The sequence below is a fragment of the Bacillus sp. JAS24-2 genome (assembly GCF_008274905.1).
Classification (GTDB): Bacteria; Bacillota; Bacilli; order Bacillales; family Bacillaceae_G; genus Bacillus_A; species Bacillus_A cereus.
The window spans coordinates 1,591,832-1,612,659 of sequence record NZ_CP031068.1 but is presented as its reverse complement, the minus strand read 5'-3'; the positions used below and the strand labels follow the sequence as shown (position 1 = coordinate 1,612,659).

The window sequence follows — 20,828 nt, the reverse complement described above, 5'->3', positions numbered from 1 at the left end:
TTAATACAACGAAAAGCGAATATGTTTATACAAATTCATTTTATAGGATGTAAAATAGAACATGAATATTCTTCAAGACCCTTGGTTTACCGTTAAGTAAATTGCACAGAACGCATATGCGATTAGTGAATATGGAACTGGTATTCACTCATTACAAAACTTCAGTATTCAATTTTAACTACAAAAAAGATGTTTTCGTATAAGAAAACATCCTTTACTTTTTATATATTCTATTTACAGTCTCTACTAAAACCTTACTTGCTTGTACAAATGTATGCTTTCGATTTCTATCTTCAACAAATTTATTAGCACAACTACTCATAATCATCATACAACTAATTATGACTAACGCTATCTTTCTATTCTTGTAAGTCACTTTATGCCACTCCACTATTACAAAACTTCTTTTGAATTTATCCCATCAAGAAATTTTACATGAATAATAAAACGTGTGAATATGCAATTCTGCATATTCACACGTTTTATCACAATGTTATGATTTAATTTATTTAAAGAACAAGTATACCGAGGTGACTAACTTGAAATTTAAAGCGAAAAAAAATCCATTCCACGTCATTTTCATTACATTATTTATAATTATTTTTTTCGTTTCGTTATTCTTCCAAAATGAAAATTCTATTTTTTTCACTCTCATGATGCTGCTAAATATCGTGAATCTTTCTTCATTCTATTTCTCTCACTACAACGTAACGGAATCATCTCTTGTTGTAAAACACGGTTTCATTTTTCATACTGAAATTCCATTTGAAGATATTCGTCACGTTAAATACTCTGGTAAAAAACTTCATTCAAAAAAATGGACTAGACAACAATTAGAAATCCATTACAATTTATTTGACTCAGTGACCACTTTCATACCACTAGAAGAAGAAAAATTCATTTCACTCTTAAAAGAGAACTGCCCACAGATGAAAGTAATGAATACGCCTGCTAACAAATAATATATTTTGAAGCTTGTAGTATTGCAAGTAGATGAAACATAAAAATGAACATCAAAAAAGCCAAGATTCTATACTAAGAACCCTGGCTTTTTCTATTACTCTTTTGGAGCAATCATTTTCTTTGGATCTACAATTTCATCAAATTGCTCTTCTGTTAGTAGCCCAGATTGCAATGCTGCTTCTTTTAAAGTTAATCCTTCTTTATGAGCATGCTTCGCAATTTTCGCTGCATTTTCATATCCGATATGTGGGTTTAGCGCTGTTACAAGCATTAGTGAGCGATTCACATTTTCATTAATTACTTCTTCATCTGCTTCAATACCAACTGCACAATTGTCATTAAACGAAACAATTGCATCCGCTAATAAGTGAGCTGATTGTAAGAAGTTATAAGCAATAACAGGTTTAAATACATTTAACTCAAAGTTACCTTGGCTCGCAGCAAATCCGATTGTTGCATCATTCCCCATTACTTGCGCTACAACCATCGTTAACGCTTCACTTTGCGTTGGATTTACTTTACCTGGCATAATAGAGCTTCCCGGTTCATTTGCTGGAATAATAATTTCTCCAAGACCACTACGTGGACCACTTGCAAGCCAACGTACATCGTTAGCGATCTTCATTAGATCCGCAGCTAATGCTTTTAATGCACCGTGGGTATATACAACTTCATCATGGCTCGTTAATGCATGGAACTTATTTGGTGCAGAAACAAATTGTTTACCTGTAAATTGACTAATTTCCTCTGATACCATCTCACCAAATTTAGGATGAGCATTAATACCTGTTCCAACCGCAGTTCCACCAATTGCTAACTCTTTCATATATGTATTGCTCTCTGCAATCATACGCTCTGTTTTTTCAAGCATACGGTGCCATCCGCTAATTTCTTGCCCTAAAGTTAACGGCGTTGCATCTTGTAAATGTGTACGACCAATTTTTATAATATGTTCAAATGCAGTTACTTTTTCTGCTAAAGTTTCTTTTAATTTCGTAATTGCTGGTAATACGTGATTTTCTACTGCGATTACACAAGCTACATGAAGCGCCGTTGGAAATGTATCATTTGAACTTTGTGACATGTTCACATCATCATTCGGATGAATATGTACGTCAGATCCCTTCTCTTTCAAAATTTGATTCCCACGATTTGCAATTACTTCATTCACATTCATGTTTGACTGTGTACCACTACCTGTTTGCCATACGACAAGCGGAAAATGTTCATTCCATTTCCCTGCAATCACTTCATCCGCAGCTTCTACAATTGCTTCTGCTTTTTCTTCTGATAGCTTTCCTAATTTTTGATTGCTAAGCGCTGCACTCTTCTTTAAAATTGCAAATGCTTTTACAATTTCAAGCGGCATTTGCTCTGTTCCAATTGGAAAGTTTTCTTTACTACGTTGTGTTTGTGCTGCCCATAATTTATCAGCTGGAACTTTTATTTCTCCTAATGTATCTCTTTCAATTCTGTACTCCATGTTTTCATCCCCTTGAAAATATAATACCTACATCTCTTATAATAACAGACTTTCTCTTAAATGATAAGAATTCTCACTCTTATATATAGATATTCTATATTTATTTAAAAAAATTCCTCTTGACCTAAACTTAAGTTTAGGCTGTATCCTTTCCATTGTAACCTACTATAACATTACTGGAGGAATTCAATATGAAAAAATATGCTTTTATAACAGGTGCGAATAAAGGAATTGGATATGAACTTGTTCGTCAATTAGCAGAAAAAGATTATCACGTATTTTTAGGTGCTCGTAATGAACAACTTGGACAACAAGCCGTAGAATCTTTAAATGTTTCAAACGTTTCCTATATTCAAGTAGATATTTCAAATTCACAATCCATTCAAGAAGCAACAAAGAAAATTTACGAAACGACTGATCACTTACATTTATTAATTAATAATGCAGGCATAGCGCTAGACTTCAATATGCTACCTAGTGAATTAAATATTGAAACTTTACGCCAAGGATTTGAAGTTAATTTTTTTGGAACTTTCCAAATGATGCAAGCCTTTTTACCATTATTAAAGAATTCAAGCAACAGTAAAATAATAAATGTAACAACTGACATGGCCTCACTAACAATGTTTGCTAATGGTGAAACACATCCAATTAATACACTAGGATATAATTCTTCAAAAACAGCTATTAATGCTTTAACATTAGCTTTTAGTAAAGAATTTGCTACTAACGGTCCAGAAGTATTTGGGGTAACTCCTGGTTTTACAACTACGGATCTTAATGGAAATTCCCCCGGTGGCCATACAACCACTGAAAGTGCTAAAATTATTATTAAATATGCATTAAGTGAAACAAACTATAATGGTAAAATACTTAACAAAGATGGCATTATACCTTGGTAATAAAAGGATGAATGATATGTATTATACAATTGGGCAAGTCGCCAAAATGCAACACTTAACTATTTCTCAAATACGTTATTACGATAAACAAGGACTGTTTCCTTTTCTGCAAAGAAACGAAAAAGGAGATCGAGTTTTTGATGAAGAAGCACTGAAATATTTAGAGATGATTTTGTGTTTAAAAAACACTGGTATGCCAATTCAAAAAATAAAACAATTTATCGACTGGTCTATGGAAGGAGAATCTACTATCCTTCAAAGGTTAGAATTAATGAAACAACAGGAGACCAATGTCTTACAGCTCATTCAAGACACTGAAAAAAACTTAAAAAAGATACAACAAAAAATTGCTAAATATGAGAATGAAATAACTTCAGCAAATGCTATTAAAAAATAAAAAAATCACCTTCTACATATTGTAGAAGGTGATTTTTATTTTATGATGCTTGCTTTCCTTTATCTGCATCATCTACATACCAGATGAATTTGCCTGTATATCCGTAAATAACTGCTAAAATTAACGATACGAAGCTTAACCACATAAACGGAACGTATGAGAACGTTGCTACACCTAAAATGCCAGCCATAAAAATACCATTATCAGACCACGGAACCATACCTGAAGTTAACGTTCCACCTACTTCTGAGTTACGCGCTAATACACGACGGTCTATTTTTAATTTATCATAGCTATCTTCCATAATTTTTGGTGTTAAAATTAGTGATACATACATCGCACAACCAAATATATTAGCTAAGAATGCCACGATTAATGTAGACAATGTTACATTACCTGCAGAATTTAATTTCTTCTCAAATTTTGATACGATTACTTTTAAAACACCTAGTTTTTCAAGTAATCCACCAAATCCTAAACCGAAAATAATAACGGCTACTGAGCCAAGCATGCCGTTAATTCCACCACGGTTTAATAACTTGTCAACAAACTCAACACCAGATTGAATTGAGAATCCGTTATAAGCTGTTCCAATCGCCTCTCCAAAGTTCATCCCTTGGAAAAGGGTTGCCCAAATTGCACCAATTAAAGCTCCCATTGCAATTGTTGGCATAGACGGTTTCTTCATCGCTAATAGAACGATAACAATGACCGCCGGAACAAGCATCCATATTTTAATATCAAATTGCTTTAATAAAGCTTCTTTTAAAAATTCTACTCGATTCAAATCTACATTATCGCCGCCATACATCCAACCAGCTACAGTAAACATAATACTAGTAATAATATAAGCTGGAACATCTAATACGAGCATAGCTCGAACGTGAGCAATAACATCTACTTTCGCCATAGAAGCTGCAAGAACTGTGCTATCAGAAAGTGGTGATAATTTGTCGCCGAAATAAGCTCCTGAAAGAACTGCACCAGCAACAAGCGGAAGTGGTAAACCAAGTCCTTCACCAATCGCCATCATAGCAATACCTGCTGTTCCCACTGTTCCCCAAGACGTTCCTGTTGCGATAGAAGTTATAGAACAAATAATTAATGTTGCTAATAGGAATATGCTAGGGTGAATAAATTCTAATCCATAATAGATTAATGTTGGTACTACCCCACCAGCAATCCATGTTCCAATTAAAGCACCTACTGCAACTAAAATCAGTATCGCTTCTAATCCGTTAGAAATCCCTTTCGTAATTGCATCTTGCAATTCTTGATAACGAAATCCTAATCTTAATCCAAGCGCAATTACTAAAAACCATGAAATAAATAGCGCTAATTGAATTGGGAGATCAAAAATCGTTTGGAAGGAAAAGACAACAGCAAGAAATAGTAATAAAAGAACTATGATTTCTAGCATCGATGGTAATCTTACACTTTTCATTTTTTTCTCTCCTTACAAGTCGATAACATGACGTATGTCGTCTTACATGTATGTAATATACAATTAGCGAAGACAAAACAAAATTTTCATATTATTTCGATTTATTTTTCCAGTATAATATATTCACAACCCTTTCTATTGTAAAAGTAGATTACGTTTTTCGCAATGAAAAATATAAAAAATGTTGTATTTTTATTTATCCCGATATTTTCGGCCAATAAGACCCCCGTCTCAAAATTCAGTAAGTGCAAAGCACTTAGGTAAGAAATTAACTACTGTAAAATTCCGAATTGATATGAACGTATTAAAGCTTCACTTTATTTACAAAGAAAAATCCCATACTAACTTTTTTAATATTTGCTGCAATAAAACTTTTTACAACTATCTTCGCTTTTTAATTCACACCATTATTTTCTACATAAAAAATAGGGCACACATCATAAAAATGATGTATGCCCTATCTTTATTTATACATATTTTGTATTTCTTCTTTATTTTTAAGTATTTCCTCAAACTTATCACTACAACCCTTCGGAAATAACACTCCCAGTCCATATGAATGCGCAAATTGAAAATGAGGGTACTTCGCTTTTACCTCATCCCAAAACTTATATACGCCGAAATCACTACTTCTAACTTCAATATCATGAAATAATACAATACCGTTTTTCGCGACTTTCGGTAGCCATGTATTATAATCGTGAGAAACAGCTTCATACGTATGATAGCCATCAATATGCAAAAGATTTATCGTTTCATCTTGAAACCGGTCTACAGCATCATCAAAAGTAGATCGAATTAAATTTCCTATATTAAGGTAGTTATCGCTCACTACTTTTTCTACTATTTGAAAAACCCCTTCTCCATATGGACCTGTATGCCCATCTCCAGCCCAAGTATCTACTGCAAAGCATTTAGTCGATAACCCTCCATCTTTTACTCCCTGACAAAAACTAAAAAAGGAAGCTCCTAAATGTGTACCTAACTCAACTAAAGTTTCTGGTTTTTCAAATCGTACTAAGTCATATGCAAAATCTAAATGTCCACTCCACGCAGATTGTGACCGAATAATAGGACTAAATGTTTCAAATTCAAATGATGGTTTATGAGTAACCCAGTTCATCGCATAACTCCTTCTGCACATATTTTTAACAAACCAAATTACTCTTATCTTTATTTTTTTATCGTCTTGATTATGATTCTATTTCATGAAAATATGAAGAATTTATTCTTTTCTATTGAGGTAAAACATCATATACATATGGGTCAGTTGGCTTATTAATTTTTTCGATTTTGTTTACTTTTACAAGTGGAAAGACTGTTCCTTTATATGTCGTTTCATCTAATAATCCTGTTATTTTTACCCATGTTTCTTCTGGAATTTTTTCAATATTTTTCCCGGTAACAATCATCCCCCAGACTGATGCATCCGCAATACAACAAGTTATGCCATATCGAGCCACTACTACTTTATTCCCCGTCACATCTTTATCCTTATATATAAACCCTAAGAATGTAATTTCTTTCCCTTTAAACCAATTAACATTTTGACCAATTACATTCATTGTTTGAACATAATCCTTATCCTTTACTTGTAGTTTACGCTGTCCTAACATACTTTTTACTACTTGCTCTTCCGTTTTATAAGTCGTTAATAAATTTGATGTTTCTTCTGAATCAACTGATACTTCTCGCCCATCAAAATTAACCTGTTTCCCCTCTTTTTCGTTTCTTTCCAGACTTCTCGCCTGTACACTTTGATTCATACCCCTTTTTCCTGCTAAACTTCCATCAATTGTTACACTTCCAAAGAGAAAAGCACTAACTATCGGAACAACAAATAAAACATATACAAAGAAACTTTTTATCCCTGATTTTGATGTTGTATGATGTTTACAACAATTATAATCATGCTGTTTTTCTCTTCCATCTCCCCAAACTTGTACAATACCAAAAATTAAAATTACTACAAAAGCTATATACGTAAATTTGATCATTTTTGGAGCGATAAAATTATAAATATTCCCTGTTACAAGTAGTTTAAATAAGAGCATTGCTAAACCAATTAAAATAATGCCACGAATATAGTGATGATATGCCTTCTGCTCCTCTTTCTCCATTCTTTCTCACCTCCTATAACATTATGATTTGCACGATGGTATACACAGATACAATGACAATTCCCATCAAAAAGAATACAAATCTCTTTTGAAAATACGCAAATAGCATTAACGTATTTTTCATATCAAGCATAGGCCCAAACACAAGAAATGCGAGAAGTGCCTTTACCGAGAAAACATGTCCAAAAGACGCAGCTATAAAAGCATCGGCTGCAGAGCAAATTGATAAAACATAACCAAACCCCATCATAATAATGGGAGCAATTACTTCGTTATGTGCTACTGCATCCAGTACATTCCGATCAAAAAACGTTTGAAATACACTTGCTAAAAAAGCACCAATCAATAAATACTTACCAGTATCAAAAAACTCATCTACAGTGTGATTCATAACATCTTTCCAACTCTTTTTTTTGCTTATTTGAACTGAAACCTCTACGTCTTTTAAAACATTTCTTTCGCGATAGCAATAATACACAATTAGACCTATGAATAGAGCAACTAGAATTGTTATCCCAAAGCGTGCATATACAACGTAATCATTTTTTGGAAACGCATATACAGTAGATAAAAGAACAACTGGATTCATAATGGATGCACTCAATAAAATAACAATGCCTACATGAAGTGGTAGCCCCTTTTGAATGAGCCTTCTTACAATTGGTATAATGACACATTCACACATTGGAAAAAGAACTCCCACAAATACTGCTGGAATCATTGCAACAATTGGAGATTTCGGCATTACTTTTTGAATCATATCTTCCGTCACAAACACTTGAATACATGAAGAAACAATTACCCCTAATAAAATAAAAGGTATTGCTTCAAAAATGATACTTAAAAATACCGTATTCACATTCAGCCATTCCTGCGGTATATTTGTGTGCAAATTTACTAGACTTGTAAAATCTACAAAAAATAATAAAAAGAGAAACATAGCGATAAGAGCTATGCCTACTAATTCTTTTGAAACTCTATTAAAGACCAAGCTTCTCGCCTCCATTTTATTTACATGTAAACATGTGCTTGTCCAAATGCTTCATACTACAGCACAAATTTTATAGTCTATTTCTATTCTTAAATCGTAATCATTATGATTTATTATTGATTTTTCTTTTCCTATCGTTTAATATAAAACGTAATCATTACGATTTAAAGGAGAGATCATTTCATGAAAAAAGTACCTATCACTGTATTAAGTGGTTTTTTAGGATCTGGAAAAACTACCTTACTACATCACATTTTGACTAATAAGAATAACTTAAAAGTAGCTGTTATCGTTAATGATATGAGCGAAGTAAACATTGATGCATCTCTTATAAAAAAGGGTGGTTTTTCACGTACGGAGGAAAAACTAGTAGAGATTCAAAATGGCTGTATTTGTTGTACACTACGAGAAGATTTAATGATAGAAGTGAATCGTCTTGTGGAAAATGGTGATATTGACTATATTATTATTGAATCTTCTGGTATAAGTGAGCCTATTCCAGTTGCTCAAACGTTTACTTATACAGACGAAGTCCTTAACATTGATTTAACGAAAAATTGTCGCCTCGATACGATGGTTACAGTTGTAGATGCAAATAGATTTTGGGATGATTTTGCAGATGGAGAAAGTTTATTAGACCGAAAACAAGCCATCGATGAGAATGATACCCGAGAAGTTATTGATTTATTAATAGATCAAATTGAATTTGCAAACGTAATTATTCTTAATAAGATAGATTTGCTAGAAAAAGAAGATGTGATAGAGCTTCATCATTTACTAAAAAAATTAAATCCTAATGCAAAAGTTCTTGAATCTTCGTTTAGCAAAGTACCATTACAAGAAATTTTAAACACAAATCTATTTAATTATGAAGAAGCCAGTCAATCGGCCGGCTGGATACAAGAATTAAATAGTGACTATCATACACCAGAAACGGAAGAATACGGTATCAATTCCTTTGTTTACCGCCGCAAATATCCTTTCCATCCCGAGCGCCTTATGAATTGGCTAGAAAGATGGCCTTTAGATGTTGTAAGAGCGAAAGGATTCTTCTGGCTGGCATCTCGTAATAATATGATAGGGCTTCTATCTCAAGCAGGTTCCTCTATTACAATTCAAGGAGCCGGTGAGTGGATAGCGGCATTACCTGAAACTGAAAGAAATCAAATGATTACAGAAGAACCAGAAGTATTGAAAAACTGGGATAAACAATATGGAGATCGAATAACCGAACTCGTATTTATTGGAATTGATATGAACCGTTCGTTAATTGAACAATCATTAGATGATTGTCTATTAACAGAAAAAGAAATGCAACAAAACTGGAATACATTTATTGATCCTATCCCGGCTTTTACTTATACTTCATAACAATTAATAAAAGGCTTCAGTAGAATGAAGCCTTTTTACTTTATAGTACTCTTATTTAATAAGTTTGCTTTAATTATGAATACAATTGTACCTAAAACAATTAATATAGCATATACGATACCAACTAAATTACCTATTTTTTCCAATCCAAGCGGTAATATTATAGTAGCAACTCCAACTATATAAGAAAATGCTCCTGAAAGCTTCGCTAATTTATTTTTATCTCCAACAAACGTTTCTTCTTGATATCCTGCTAACAAAAACAACCTCTTTTTCACATGTATTTGATACCCTAAAAAAATGATAAGTAACCCAACAAATAAACAAACTAAACATCCAGCTAACATATACTCCCCCTCCTCTACAATATTTTACTATACATAAAAAATTAGAAATTTCAGTTTATTAACAAGTCATTCTGTGATATATTGCATATTGTATTCAATTTGTATTTTTAGAAAGGAGAATTTTAGATCATATGGATTCAAATCGATTAAAAGGAATTATAATGGTCATAATCGGTGCTTGTTTATGGGGCTTGTCTGGTACAGCTGCACAACAACTTTTTCAATATGACAATGTTTCAACCGAATGGTTAGTTACGATCCGTTTACTTATATCTGGAATTATTTTGCTCATTATTTCCTCATTCGGAACGAGAAAAAAAGAGATATTTAGCATTTGGAAACAAAAATCTGATGCTATTAAAATGATTTTGTTTGGTCTATTCGGTATGCTTGCTGTACAGTATACGTATTTCGCTTCAATTAAAGAAGGAAATGCTGCCGTCGCAACATTATTACAATATTTAGCTCCTATATTCATCACTGTATACTTACTTTTCAAATGGAACGTTCGTCCATCAAAAATTGATTTCATTTCAATTACCCTTTCATTAGTAGGCACTTTTCTCTTACTAACAAACGGGTCTGTTCATAACTTGGCTGTTTCTACACCAGCTATTATTTGGGGGATTTTATCTGGATTATCTCTCGCTTTTTATAGTTTATATTCAAAGGAATTGTTAGAAAAATGGTCTTCTTCCGTTATCGTTGGATGGGGCATGATTATTGGGGGTATTGGTGTAACGATTGTACACTTTATTTCTACAAACGAATTCATTTTATTATCAACTATGAAATATGTAAAACTAAGTACCCTACCGCTCATCACATTTGTCGTCATTTTCGGGACACTTATTGCCTTTTATTTATACTTAGACAGCATACGATACCTGACTCCGAAAGAAACAACATTATTTGGTTGCACAGAGCCACTCGCAGCTATTATTTCTTCTGTACTTATATTACACGTGCCATTTCAATCTTTTCAGTTATTAGGCGCTTTTTGTGTCATTGTAATGGTGCTCATCTTAAGCCAAAAGCCGGATGAAGGGAAACAAAAATTAAAGCTTGTTCATGCAAAAAAGGAAAATATACAATGAAAGGATTGAATTCACTATGCCTGTCCCTCAAAATTATAAAAAACCAGGAAGAGTTTCAGCAAAATCACTCGTTTTAAATCAACTACAAAATTGGATTATTGAAGGTGTACTGAAGCCCAATGAAAAAATTAATGATGGGGAATTGGCTGAGGCACTAGGAGTAAGCAGAACACCTGTAAGAGAAGCACTTCAAATATTAGAGCTTTCTGGATTAGTGGAAATGGTACCAGGGCAAAAAACGAAAATTGCTCCTATTAAGTTAGACGACGTATCTATCATTTATGAAACGATGGCTGGTCTTCACTCTATTATAGGAAAGCAAGCTCTTCAAAACATTACAAACGCTGATATTCAACTACTTTCTGAAATAAATGAGCATTTTCAGCAATCTATAGAGAAAAAAAACGCAAAACAAGCTTTAGAATTAGATATACAATTCCACAATACAATTTCTTCTATTGCTAAAAACCAATATATTGAACCCTTTCTAGAAAATATGCAACTTCACGTTTTACGTCTTGAATATTTGTTTTTCCAAAACTTTGTTCCAGCAAGTCAATCTATTGAAGAACATCACTCTATCATTCAAGCATTACAGAAGCAGGACGAAAAACAAATGGAACAAATAATGACCCAAAACTGGCTCCGTCCCATGAAAGAAATACAAAAAATAATTTCTACGAAATAAAAAGAGAGCTGGTTACACAAAATCGTAACCAGCTCTCTTTTTACTAATCTATATAGCTACGCCTGAATATTCGCATAATCTTCCATATCTTCGTACTCTTTTTCCAATTCCTCTAAAGACAGCTCGTATAATTGTCGGTCGCGAATCTTAAACACACCTGCTCCAATTAACTCATCAATTAAATGCCTCTTACGATTTTCAACAGCAAAACGGAGTTGACTACTCATCTTTTAAAAAACTCCTTTCTACGATCATTGAAAATGATAATCTCTATCAATTACCACTTTTGATTATAAAAGATGACTCTTTATAAGTAAAGTAATTTCATGAAATATTTACCTTGCAAAGTACTTGTGGCCACATTATATATATGTATGCCGTGCGAAAAATGTTATGACACTTTTTCTTATCCTTTTTCTTTCATACTTTGCAAGTTGTCTCATCATGATTAAATTCACCATCTATTTCTACTTGAATGGTGACATGTTCTACATGAAATTTCTCCTTTAATACATACGTAGCCTCTTTTAATACACTTTGCGTTTCATTCCCTTTAATAATAAGATGACATGTTAATACTTGAAAATCTGATGTGACAGACCATATGTGCAAATCATGAACTTCTTTGACAATCGGAATATTTAATAACGTACTTTTTACCTCTTCAACATTTATGTGCTGTGGTGCACCTTCCATTAATATATGAACCGTATCACGTGTTACACGCCATCCACTAATAATGACTAAAATAGACACAAGAATACTAGCAATCGCATCTGCAGCAGTCCATCCGAAAAATTTAATAAGTAACGCAGCAATAATCGCTCCGACGGAACCCAATAGATCGCCTAGTACGTGCAGGAAAGCACTTCTTAAATTCAAATTACCTTTCACATCTCCGCCTCTCATTAATATCCAAGCTGATAAAATATTAATAAGCAGACCAAGGACTGCAATAATGAGCATCCCATTACTAGCAATCTCAACTGGTTCTTTAAAACGACGGATTGCTTCAATAAAAATGTATACCGAAATGACAATAAGAACGACACCGTTACATAATGCTGCTAACATTTCGACTCGCTTATACCCGTATGTTTTCGCAGTTGTTGCTGTTTTTTCTCCGAGTTTAAACGCAAGTAAACTTAAAGCTAAAGATACTGCATCACTTAGCATATGCCCCGCGTCAGATAGTAGTGCTAAGCTATTTGTTACAAATCCACCAACAACTTCTGCAATCATAAAACTTGTTGTTAGTAGGAAGGCAATTAGTAACGCCTTTTTATTTTTTGAATGACCATGATCATGCGAATGTCCCATACTTATACTCCTTTAAGTACAATATCTGTATGTTAGTATGAAACAAACTCCCCATCTTTATCCCGAATTGACTGATTGTAAACGCCCGCTTCCTCTGTATACACACTTCGCTATTTTTTAAACAATCCCTTTTTCTCAAATAAAACAAGACTACTTCTTTTTTATTTTCATATTGTTTACTAATGAAAGAATTTTTAAGGAGGTTACTTAAATGAAACGTTTATTTCTCTGTATGGAACGTGAACTTGTTGTAGTGAAAGAACACAATGATAACTATGAAACGACTTATCACTTACAAAATATGCAACCTACCTGTATCGCTGTTGATCCATTTCAAAAGAATCGTGTATATTGCGGAACATTTGGACGAGGTCTATGGTTAAGTGACGATAGTGGGGATTCATGGAGACCAATTGGAGATTCTTATCGTTACTTTGATTTCCCTAAAGAAGATGGTATTTTGCACTCCTCTATCACTTCCATAACAATAAGCTCAAATGAACAAGTTAACGGATATGGTGTCGTTTATGTCGGCACAGAACCGAGCGCTTTATTTCGCTCTGAAAATGGTGGTGAAACGTGGACTGAACTTAAAAATATGAAATCATTATTATCTTCTTATACGTGGGCATTTCCGCCTAGACCTTTTACCCATCACGTACGCTGGATTACAGTTGACCCAAATAACCCTAATACAATACACGTTTCAATCGAAGCTGGTGCTGTTATTCAAAGTAACGATAAAGGGCATACATGGATTGATAAAAAATTCGGTGCTCCTATCGATGCTCATCAATTACTTATGCACCCTAAAGCACCAAATCGCCTTTATGCATCATGTGGTGACGGATTTATGGGCGGACCTGATCGTGCTTATCTTGAGAGTTATAACAATGGAAACAGTTGGATCTCATGTAGTGCAGGACTTGAACATCATTATTTATACAGCATGGCTATCGATCCAGCTGATTGTGATACGATTCTCGTTTCTGCTGCGCCAAGTGCTGATCTCGCTCATCATCGTATCCCTTATGAATCTTATATTTATCGAAAAACGAAAGATACTCCGTTCCAGCAAGTACAACAAGGACTACCATCTGCAATCGGTACAGTCATTTCGATGTTTGCTACAAACGAAGCCGAACCACATACGTTCTACACGTTAAATAACAATGGCGTCTTTCAATCCAATGATAGCGGCGAATCGTGGGAACAACTAAACATTCCGTGGAAAGATGAGTATAAAACGCAGCATCCGCATGCACTATTCGTCACTAGTTCTTAACGAAAAAAGACTGCCTAAATGATTTTAGGCAGTCTCTCTTTTATTTCTTTAAATCAATGACAATATCATCTAACACAATATCTTTGCTCTTCGCTTCTTTTTTCGGCACTTCTATTTTCTTCTCTTTCCCATTCACATACTCTACTCCACCATGATTTTCAGGTGTATGTACTCGCAAGTGCACGCGAGGTGTAACGATAAGCTTTGTTGCATTTTCGTTTAGTTTTTGGAAGGTGGCACTCCAACTACTTTTATGTGGCTCTGCTACTGTACTACTTCCGCCATTTCCTTCACCAGCATAATGATTTCCTAAATCATCTTTTATTTCTAACTCAACATCCGCACTATCCCATATGCTTCTTAATACCTTAGATTCTTCCTGATTGAAAAAAACGATAAATGACATCGGGGTTACTTCCATTTTGTCTATATTTACTTTTATTAATTCATTTTCAGAAACCCCATTAACCTTTACTTCCTTACTATCCATTGCTTTTAAACTAAGTGCGAAATTCCAGTTTCCCTTTATTACATTACCTTCATAATCCAACTCAATTGCCTCTATATCCCACCAAACATTTGCGACATCTAACCTTTCACTACCATGACCACTCATCGTAGTCATACCTACATATTTTCCCTCTCCAACTTTTGTAACGTTCGAACTACCTCCTCCGCCATCAAAGCCCATAACTTGCGGACTTCCAAATGGGAACGGTTTCTCTCCTAAATCTTTTTCGCTCTCAATAGAATATGTAATTGTAATTGTTCTACCATCGAATACAGCATCATTAATTGTAACCTTAACCCCATTACTCTCTTTTGTCATATTCAACTCAGTCGAAAATTCCTTATAATTTTCATATAATCCCGTTCTACCATTATCTAAAAATCGGAATATGTCACCTACAATTGGCAATCCCCCGGCATATGTAGGAAAACCGATACCAAGAGTTGCAACCGATAACCCTACTAAAATTGATGCAGCAGCGACACCTTTTTTCCAACTTTTCATCTTTTTCTTCGTACGTATCGATTGTTTTACATTTCGTTTTACTTTTTCCTTTTCAATTTCAGAAGCCTCAATTTCTTCTAGTTCTTTTTCATCTATATCAATATCATTTAATAGTTCATAAATGTCTTTCATATTGCACTACCTCCAAAACTAATATTCGTAGCATTTTGTTGTAGTTTCTTTTTCCCCCGGTACACTCGATTATCAATTGCTGCCCGAGTTAATCCTAACTTGTCACCTATTTCCTCTGTCTTCATACCAAGTAAATATTTCATAATGAACACCTTTTGATCTAGCGGTTCTAATTGATTAATGAGCTTCAATAATTCTTCCCTATCTTCCATAACGATTAATTCGTCTTCTGCTGATTTTTCTGTACTGATATGAAACTCATCTGAAATGATTTCTACTGTTTTAGTCGATTTCCGGTAATAATCAATTGCTTTAAACTTCGCAATCGCTGCAATCCACTTTTTAAAATCACTCGGCTCTCCATGGAATTTATTTGCGTTATTCCAAATGGAAAGAAATATATCGTTTATACATTCCTCTATGAGTCCATCATTTTGAATGGGAAGTAGAACTTTATGCGTGATCCCCTTTATGAGTGGTAAGTATGTATCGACAACGAATTCTAACGCGTCTTCTTTTTGCCGCTGTAATCTTTTTATAAAATTTTTCTCATTTGATTTCATGTAGCGATTCCCCTTATTGTTTTGTAAAAGCTTTTACACCCTATATAACGTCTGAGAAAATTTTTTCTCTCATCTTTTTTATTTTTTGTATGTAATGGAATACTTTCCCTTAGCCATTTTCTCACATAACTATGCATTCAAAGAAAACTTTCTCAAGTCTGTAATTTAATTCATGTAGTACACTATTTATATAGTCACTCTTTAATTTAGTGTACATTTTATTTCATTAATCTATTTTAAAAATTAGGAGATGAGATGTGTATGTGTGGAATTACAGGTTGGGTAGATTGGAAAGAAGACCTTTCAAATCAACATGTTATTTTAAAAAAGATGGCAAATAGTATTGAGCATCGTGGTCCGGATGCTGAAGGATTTTGGTTTTCACCTCATGCGGCCTTTGCACACCGGCGTTTAATTGTAATTGATCCAGAAGGCGGGACACAGCCTAAGACATTTCGTGCTGGTGATTATACGTATGCTCTTACTTATAATGGAGAAATTTATAATTTCCGTGAACTGAGAGAGCAGCTTCAAAAATGTGGGCATGCATTTGAAACCCATTCAGATACAGAAGTATTACTACATGCTTATTTAGAATGGAAAGAAGACTGCGTACGACATTTAAACGGAATTTTCGCTTTTGCCTTATGGGATGATCAGAAGCAACAATTGTTTTTAGCACGAGATCATTTAGGTGTAAAACCACTCTTTTTTACAGAAAGAAATGGCAGTATTATTTTCGGTTCTGAAATTAAAGCATTATTAGCGCATCCATCTGTCCCTGCTGAACTTGATGCGGGTGGAATAAATGAAATATTTGGATTAGGCTTATTTCGCACTCCAGGATGTGGCGTCTTTAAACATATTCAAGAAGTACGTGCTGGACATTCTATAACATTTACACGTCATAAAAAAGTAGTTACGAAGTATTGGAATTTAGAAAGTAAGTTCCATACAGACTCTATAGAAGATACATCTTCGCATATTCTATCTATTTTACAAGATACAGTAAAAAGACAATTAATTGCCGATGTTCCTCTCGTTTGTATGTTATCAGGCGGATTAGACTCTAGCGGTATTACTGCACTTGCGGGTAAAGAATTTGCTGCTGAAAATAAAACACTTCATACGTATTCTGTTGACTTTGTAAATAGCGCAAAAGATTTCGAACTGACATTTGCTCGCACTGGTTTAGACGCTCCTTGGGTAAAACGCGTTTCTGAACATGTCGGGACAGCGCATCATGATATCATTGTGAATGCTGAAGAATTAGCAAATCACTTATTCGTTCCCCTTCATGCAAAAGATTTACCGAGTGCTGGTGAAATGGAAACTTCACTATATTTACTATTTTGCGAAATGAAAAAAGATGCGACCGTAGCTTTATCCGGCGAATCGGCTGATGAAGTATTCGGTGGATATCCTTGGTTTCATCAAGAAGAACTACTATATGTAGATAAGTTTCCTTGGCTAACAAATTGGAAAAATACATCTCCTCTTCTACTAAATGAAGTAAGTAACCAATGTAATCTAGAAGACTATATTGATACACGATTCCAAGAAGCGATACTTGAAGTACCTACTCTTGAAGGCGAAAGTAAAAAATCCGCGAAACAACGTCAAATGTTTTATTTATTTTTAACAAGATTCCTTCCTTTCTTACTTGACCGTAAAGATCGTATGAGTATGGCTGTTGGATTTGAAGTTCGTGTACCGTTTTGCGATTATAGATTAGTTGAATATTTATGGAATGTTCCTTTCAACATAAAAAGTATTGATAATATTGAAAAAGGCATTTTACGTAGAGCACTACAACCAGCTTTACCTGACGATGTACGCAATAGAAGAAAAAGCGCTTATCCAACTTCACAAGATCCACACTACTTACAAACAATCCGTAATTTAACACTTGATATGTGTAACAATAAAAACAACCCTATTTTCTCACTTATTAACCATTCCATCTTACTTTCAATTGCTGATCAAAGTAATAAAGTGATTAACAATTTTGAAGCAAGAAGTGCCATGGAGTATATGCTACAAGTAAATGAATGGTTGAAAACATATCACATCCATATTGCTTAACAAAAAGGAGTTCAAGGATAAAAGCCTTGAACTCCTTTTATATTAATTAGCACATTGTTTATTATCAGTATCAATAGACCATCCAATAATCGTGGCACAGTCTCTACCTTTCCACTGCAGTACATTTGTTAATACTGGCTCAATCTGTAAGCTATTCCCGTCATGTAATATTTCTACTAAAGATTGATCATCATCAAACCTTCGTTTGTCACACTCTAAAATACCATCTGTTACCATTACAATGTGATTCATTCCTTTTTCTAATCCCCTTACACCTGACGTAAAGCAAGGTGTATTTGCTGCAAAAATATTTTTCCTGCCAATATATTCGTAATTTTTCCGTTTATTTAATCGTCCTTTTCCATTTTTCGTTTTCTCAGAATGGAATAAATACGCGAAACAATCACCAACTGATAACCAATATAAAAATTCGCCTTTTCGTAAACAAATTAAGCAAGCGAGTTCCTCATCATCTTGATCACACTTTTTAATAAATAACTCATCTGTAAATAACGCTAATAAGTACATATGTGTATGATGAAAAGCTAAATGTATTGGATAGGAAAATAACTCTTTTAATTTCTCTTTTCTTTCTGAAATCGCTTCTATTATATAATCAATATTTTTTGTTTTGTGGTGTGTATCAAAAATCATAACAAATTCAAATTGTAATTCAGGGTCCCACCAAGCAAGTACCGCATCTCCTCGTTCATATGCATCACTTTCTTGATTTCCCCCATATACGCCGACTGAAAGAGGACCACATTTTTCAACATGTATTTCATCTACATACATCTGTTCATGACTCATCCATTTGAATGTATTCACAGCTATCATCCTCTCTCTTGCTAAATGTATACCTTTACACATAGATTACCTTATATTTCAATAAAAATAAACTTTTTCAACATTTTTTATCCAAATAAAAGGATTTTATTTCTAAAATGACGAATATATCTTACTATACGATATAAAAAAGGGGATTTATTATTATGAACAACATTAATCAACATTGGGAGAGCATTTATTATCACTTACGATACGAATACGAGGACAACCTTTCCCACCAAGCAATTCGTATTTTACAAATCGTTTCTCGTGAGAAAGATATAACAATTGGAAAAGTCGCTACTGAGCTTAGCCTTTCTCATAACACAGCGTCTGAACATATAAAGCGCCTTATTCAAAAGGGTTTCATCGTTAAAGAGAGAAATAAAAAAGATGAAAGAGTGGTAAACCTTACATTAACAATTGAAGGAATTGAAGTATTAGAAAAACATACTTTACTAGATAAAGAAAAGATAAAAATATTAGAATCACAGTTATCAAAAGAAGAACAACAATTAATTGAAAAAGCATTTTCGTTATTAGCGAAGGAGGCAAAATATGCATTTCCTCGTTAAAATAATCGTTTCGGCACTTATTATCGGCGTTATCACTGAAGTCGCTAAACACTACAGTACGATAGGTGGCTTTATTGCTGCCCTTCCTCTCGTGAGTTTACTTAGTCTATTTTGGATTTCATTCGAAGGCGGGAATAAACAAGAATTGAGTCAATTTGCTTTAGGGGTATTATATGGATTCCCTGCATCAGCACTACTATTATTTATTGTCTATATTGGTTTAAAAAATTCATTTACACTTAGTACATCTGTCCTACTCGGTATAGGTGTTTGGTGTATCGTTTTTGCTTGTCAAAAATTATTTCAAGCTTAGGAGGAATTAACATTCATAAATTTGTAGAAATAATGGGGCAAAATATAGAAGTATATATAAAAGGAAGTGGTAAACAAACTGTAGTCATTCAAACCGGAATGAGTTGCTCATTTTATGATTGGTTTCCTATTATAAAAAAGCTTTCAAAGCACTTTACAGTTGTTTCATACCATCGCCCAGGTTACGGGAAAAGTGAGCTAGGAAATCAGCCACGTACAATAAGGCAAGTTACAAAAGAGCTACATATGTTACTAAACAAACTAGCTATTCAAGAGCCATTTATTCTAATCGGTCATTCCTATGGAGGATTATGTGCACAACATTTTGCGATGTTACATGAAGATAAGCTGCAAGCACTTATTTTAGTTGATTCTACTTCGATGAACTTACACCGTTTAGATGAACTTCATTTACCAATTTCTGATCAAACTGATTCTGATGATGTTTGGTTTCAAAAATATAATATATATTCCAAAATGGATGTAGACACACTTTATAATGAACTAAAACCTATTCTCACCGATCAATCAAAACAGCAAATTGGATTCTCTACCTCGCCTTCATTATATAAAGCGACAGCTTCTGAACTATCAGAGTGGAAAAACTGTGCTCTCTCACTAAAAGAGCTATGTAAAACATTAGAAATACCATTAATCGTTATCGGTAGAGATCCTCAATATTCTATTACTCAATTGACTAATGGTGGCATGCCAAAAGAGGAAGCAACACAACTTGAAGCAATGTGGCAAGAACTGATCCATGAACAATTACAACTCTCAATACATAGCCAATATATACTTGCCGAACATGCTGGTCACGGAATCGAAATTGATCGGCCTGACATTATTATTGGGGCTGTTCAATCTCTATAAATAAAAAAAGGAAGCAACTAAAGTTGCTTCCTTACTT

At 33.9% G+C, this 20,828-nt stretch carries 23 protein-coding genes; 11 read left to right on the top strand and 12 right to left on the bottom strand.

From position 1 onward, the window contains the following. Positions 1 to 214 precede the first annotated feature (214 nt). Positions 215 to 376: a hypothetical protein gene (locus tag DN407_RS31570; protein ID WP_000221432.1), complete on the bottom strand. Its 162-nt coding sequence runs from the start codon at positions 374 to 376 to the stop codon at positions 215 to 217. Between the two features lie 163 nt (positions 377 to 539). Between DN407_RS31570 and DN407_RS08525 the strand changes: the two genes are divergently transcribed. After that, positions 540 to 962 (top strand): PH domain-containing protein, encoded by a 423-nt coding sequence (locus DN407_RS08525; protein ID WP_000669070.1) that lies wholly within the window; start codon positions 540 to 542, stop codon positions 960 to 962. Between the two features lie 95 nt (positions 963 to 1,057). Here the strand turns inward: DN407_RS08525 and fumC are convergent, their stop codons facing one another. Then, on the bottom strand, positions 1,058 to 2,446 hold the full coding sequence (fumC, locus tag DN407_RS08520) for a class II fumarate hydratase (RefSeq protein ID WP_000456608.1): 1,389 nt from the start codon (positions 2,444 to 2,446) through the stop codon (positions 1,058 to 1,060). A gap of 191 nt (positions 2,447 to 2,637) precedes the next feature. Between fumC and DN407_RS08515 the strand changes: the two genes are divergently transcribed. Both DN407_RS08515 and DN407_RS08510 read left to right on the top strand, forming a co-directional pair. Next, a complete protein-coding gene (locus tag DN407_RS08515; RefSeq protein WP_000759549.1) occupies positions 2,638 to 3,348 on the top strand; it encodes an SDR family NAD(P)-dependent oxidoreductase in 711 nt (236 codons plus the stop codon). Between the two features lie 16 nt (positions 3,349 to 3,364). Beyond that, the gene (locus DN407_RS08510; RefSeq protein WP_000291861.1) at positions 3,365 to 3,745 is read left to right on the top strand and encodes a MerR family transcriptional regulator; all 381 of its coding nucleotides are present in this window, start codon (positions 3,365 to 3,367) and stop codon (positions 3,743 to 3,745) included. 40 nt (positions 3,746 to 3,785) lie between these two features. Here DN407_RS08510 and nhaC read toward each other — a convergent pair whose 3' ends face one another. The 4 genes from nhaC to DN407_RS08490 form a co-directional block, all read right to left on the bottom strand. Continuing rightward, positions 3,786 to 5,189 (bottom strand): Na+/H+ antiporter NhaC, encoded by a 1,404-nt coding sequence (gene nhaC, locus DN407_RS08505; protein WP_000843992.1) that lies wholly within the window; start codon positions 5,187 to 5,189, stop codon positions 3,786 to 3,788. Between the two features lie 463 nt (positions 5,190 to 5,652). Further along, complete coding sequence (locus DN407_RS08500) at positions 5,653 to 6,312, bottom strand: class I SAM-dependent methyltransferase (RefSeq protein WP_001104673.1); 660 nt, start codon at positions 6,310 to 6,312, stop codon at positions 5,653 to 5,655. Between the two features lie 112 nt (positions 6,313 to 6,424). Beyond that, positions 6,425 to 7,309: a TIGR03943 family putative permease subunit gene (locus DN407_RS08495; protein WP_149216173.1), complete on the bottom strand. Its 885-nt coding sequence runs from the start codon at positions 7,307 to 7,309 to the stop codon at positions 6,425 to 6,427. Positions 7,310 to 7,322: 13 nt separating this feature from the next. After that, complete coding sequence (locus DN407_RS08490) at positions 7,323 to 8,315, bottom strand: permease (protein WP_179955812.1); 993 nt, start codon at positions 8,313 to 8,315, stop codon at positions 7,323 to 7,325. A gap of 168 nt (positions 8,316 to 8,483) precedes the next feature. On the opposite strand from DN407_RS08490, the gene DN407_RS08480 reads away from it, so the two are divergent. Then, positions 8,484 to 9,671: a GTP-binding protein gene (locus DN407_RS08480; protein ID WP_149216171.1), complete on the top strand. Its 1,188-nt coding sequence runs from the start codon at positions 8,484 to 8,486 to the stop codon at positions 9,669 to 9,671. A 35-nt stretch (positions 9,672 to 9,706) separates the two neighbouring features. Here DN407_RS08480 and DN407_RS08475 read toward each other — a convergent pair whose 3' ends face one another. Beyond that, positions 9,707 to 10,018 (bottom strand): DUF3784 domain-containing protein, encoded by a 312-nt coding sequence (locus tag DN407_RS08475; RefSeq protein ID WP_149216170.1) that lies wholly within the window; start codon positions 10,016 to 10,018, stop codon positions 9,707 to 9,709. A gap of 131 nt (positions 10,019 to 10,149) precedes the next feature. Here DN407_RS08475 and DN407_RS08470 point away from each other — a divergent pair, with 131 nt between their 5' ends. Together DN407_RS08470 and DN407_RS08465 are read left to right on the top strand one after the other, a co-directional pair. Further along, positions 10,150 to 11,115, top strand: coding sequence for a DMT family transporter (locus DN407_RS08470; RefSeq protein WP_000378086.1), 966 nt, complete (start codon positions 10,150 to 10,152; stop codon positions 11,113 to 11,115). Between the two features lie 16 nt (positions 11,116 to 11,131). Further along, a complete protein-coding gene (locus DN407_RS08465; RefSeq protein ID WP_001987091.1) occupies positions 11,132 to 11,803 on the top strand; it encodes a GntR family transcriptional regulator in 672 nt (223 codons plus the stop codon). Positions 11,804 to 11,859: 56 nt separating this feature from the next. On the opposite strand, the gene fbpA is transcribed toward DN407_RS08465, so the two are convergent. Both fbpA and DN407_RS08455 read right to left on the bottom strand, forming a co-directional pair. Then, the gene (fbpA, locus tag DN407_RS08460) at positions 11,860 to 12,030 is read right to left on the bottom strand and encodes a Fur-regulated basic protein FbpA (RefSeq protein WP_000098302.1); all 171 of its coding nucleotides are present in this window, start codon (positions 12,028 to 12,030) and stop codon (positions 11,860 to 11,862) included. Between the two features lie 193 nt (positions 12,031 to 12,223). Further along, positions 12,224 to 13,123 (bottom strand): cation diffusion facilitator family transporter, encoded by a 900-nt coding sequence (locus DN407_RS08455; RefSeq protein ID WP_000510035.1) that lies wholly within the window; start codon positions 13,121 to 13,123, stop codon positions 12,224 to 12,226. Positions 13,124 to 13,334: 211 nt separating this feature from the next. Here DN407_RS08455 and DN407_RS08450 point away from each other — a divergent pair, with 211 nt between their 5' ends. Beyond that, positions 13,335 to 14,408, top strand: a complete 1,074-nt coding sequence (locus DN407_RS08450; protein ID WP_000825303.1) for a WD40/YVTN/BNR-like repeat-containing protein — start codon at positions 13,335 to 13,337, stop codon at positions 14,406 to 14,408. A gap of 40 nt (positions 14,409 to 14,448) precedes the next feature. Here the strand turns inward: DN407_RS08450 and DN407_RS08445 are convergent, their stop codons facing one another. Both DN407_RS08445 and DN407_RS08440 read right to left on the bottom strand, forming a co-directional pair. Continuing rightward, entirely contained in the window at positions 14,449 to 15,555 is a 1,107-nt protein-coding gene (locus tag DN407_RS08445; RefSeq protein ID WP_000653122.1) for a DUF4179 domain-containing protein, read from the bottom strand. Further along, positions 15,552 to 16,118 (bottom strand): sigma-70 family RNA polymerase sigma factor, encoded by a 567-nt coding sequence (locus DN407_RS08440; protein WP_000840007.1) that lies wholly within the window; start codon positions 16,116 to 16,118, stop codon positions 15,552 to 15,554. The genes DN407_RS08445 and DN407_RS08440 overlap by 4 nt, the downstream gene beginning before the upstream one ends. A gap of 261 nt (positions 16,119 to 16,379) precedes the next feature. Here DN407_RS08440 and asnB point away from each other — a divergent pair, with 261 nt between their 5' ends. Further along, the gene (gene asnB / locus DN407_RS08435; RefSeq protein ID WP_061655890.1) at positions 16,380 to 18,203 is read left to right on the top strand and encodes an asparagine synthase (glutamine-hydrolyzing); all 1,824 of its coding nucleotides are present in this window, start codon (positions 16,380 to 16,382) and stop codon (positions 18,201 to 18,203) included. A gap of 42 nt (positions 18,204 to 18,245) precedes the next feature. On the opposite strand, the gene DN407_RS08430 is transcribed toward asnB, so the two are convergent. Beyond that, positions 18,246 to 19,073 (bottom strand): PP2C family serine/threonine-protein phosphatase, encoded by an 828-nt coding sequence (locus DN407_RS08430; RefSeq protein WP_149216169.1) that lies wholly within the window; start codon positions 19,071 to 19,073, stop codon positions 18,246 to 18,248. 122 nt (positions 19,074 to 19,195) lie between these two features. On the opposite strand from DN407_RS08430, the gene DN407_RS08425 reads away from it, so the two are divergent. Genes DN407_RS08425 through DN407_RS08415 form a run of 3 tightly spaced genes read left to right on the top strand, consistent with a single transcriptional unit; the run spans position 19,196 to position 20,791 of the window. Beyond that, the gene (locus DN407_RS08425; RefSeq protein WP_001059785.1) at positions 19,196 to 19,606 is read left to right on the top strand and encodes a MarR family winged helix-turn-helix transcriptional regulator; all 411 of its coding nucleotides are present in this window, start codon (positions 19,196 to 19,198) and stop codon (positions 19,604 to 19,606) included. Continuing rightward, entirely contained in the window at positions 19,590 to 19,919 is a 330-nt protein-coding gene (locus DN407_RS08420) for a DUF3147 family protein (RefSeq protein WP_000545608.1), read from the top strand. Before DN407_RS08425 ends, DN407_RS08420 begins: the two co-directional genes overlap by 17 nt. Beyond that, on the top strand, positions 19,880 to 20,791 hold the full coding sequence (locus DN407_RS08415; RefSeq protein WP_141552441.1) for an alpha/beta fold hydrolase: 912 nt from the start codon (positions 19,880 to 19,882) through the stop codon (positions 20,789 to 20,791). Before DN407_RS08420 ends, DN407_RS08415 begins: the two co-directional genes overlap by 40 nt. The last annotated feature ends 37 nt before the right edge of the window (positions 20,792 to 20,828 follow it).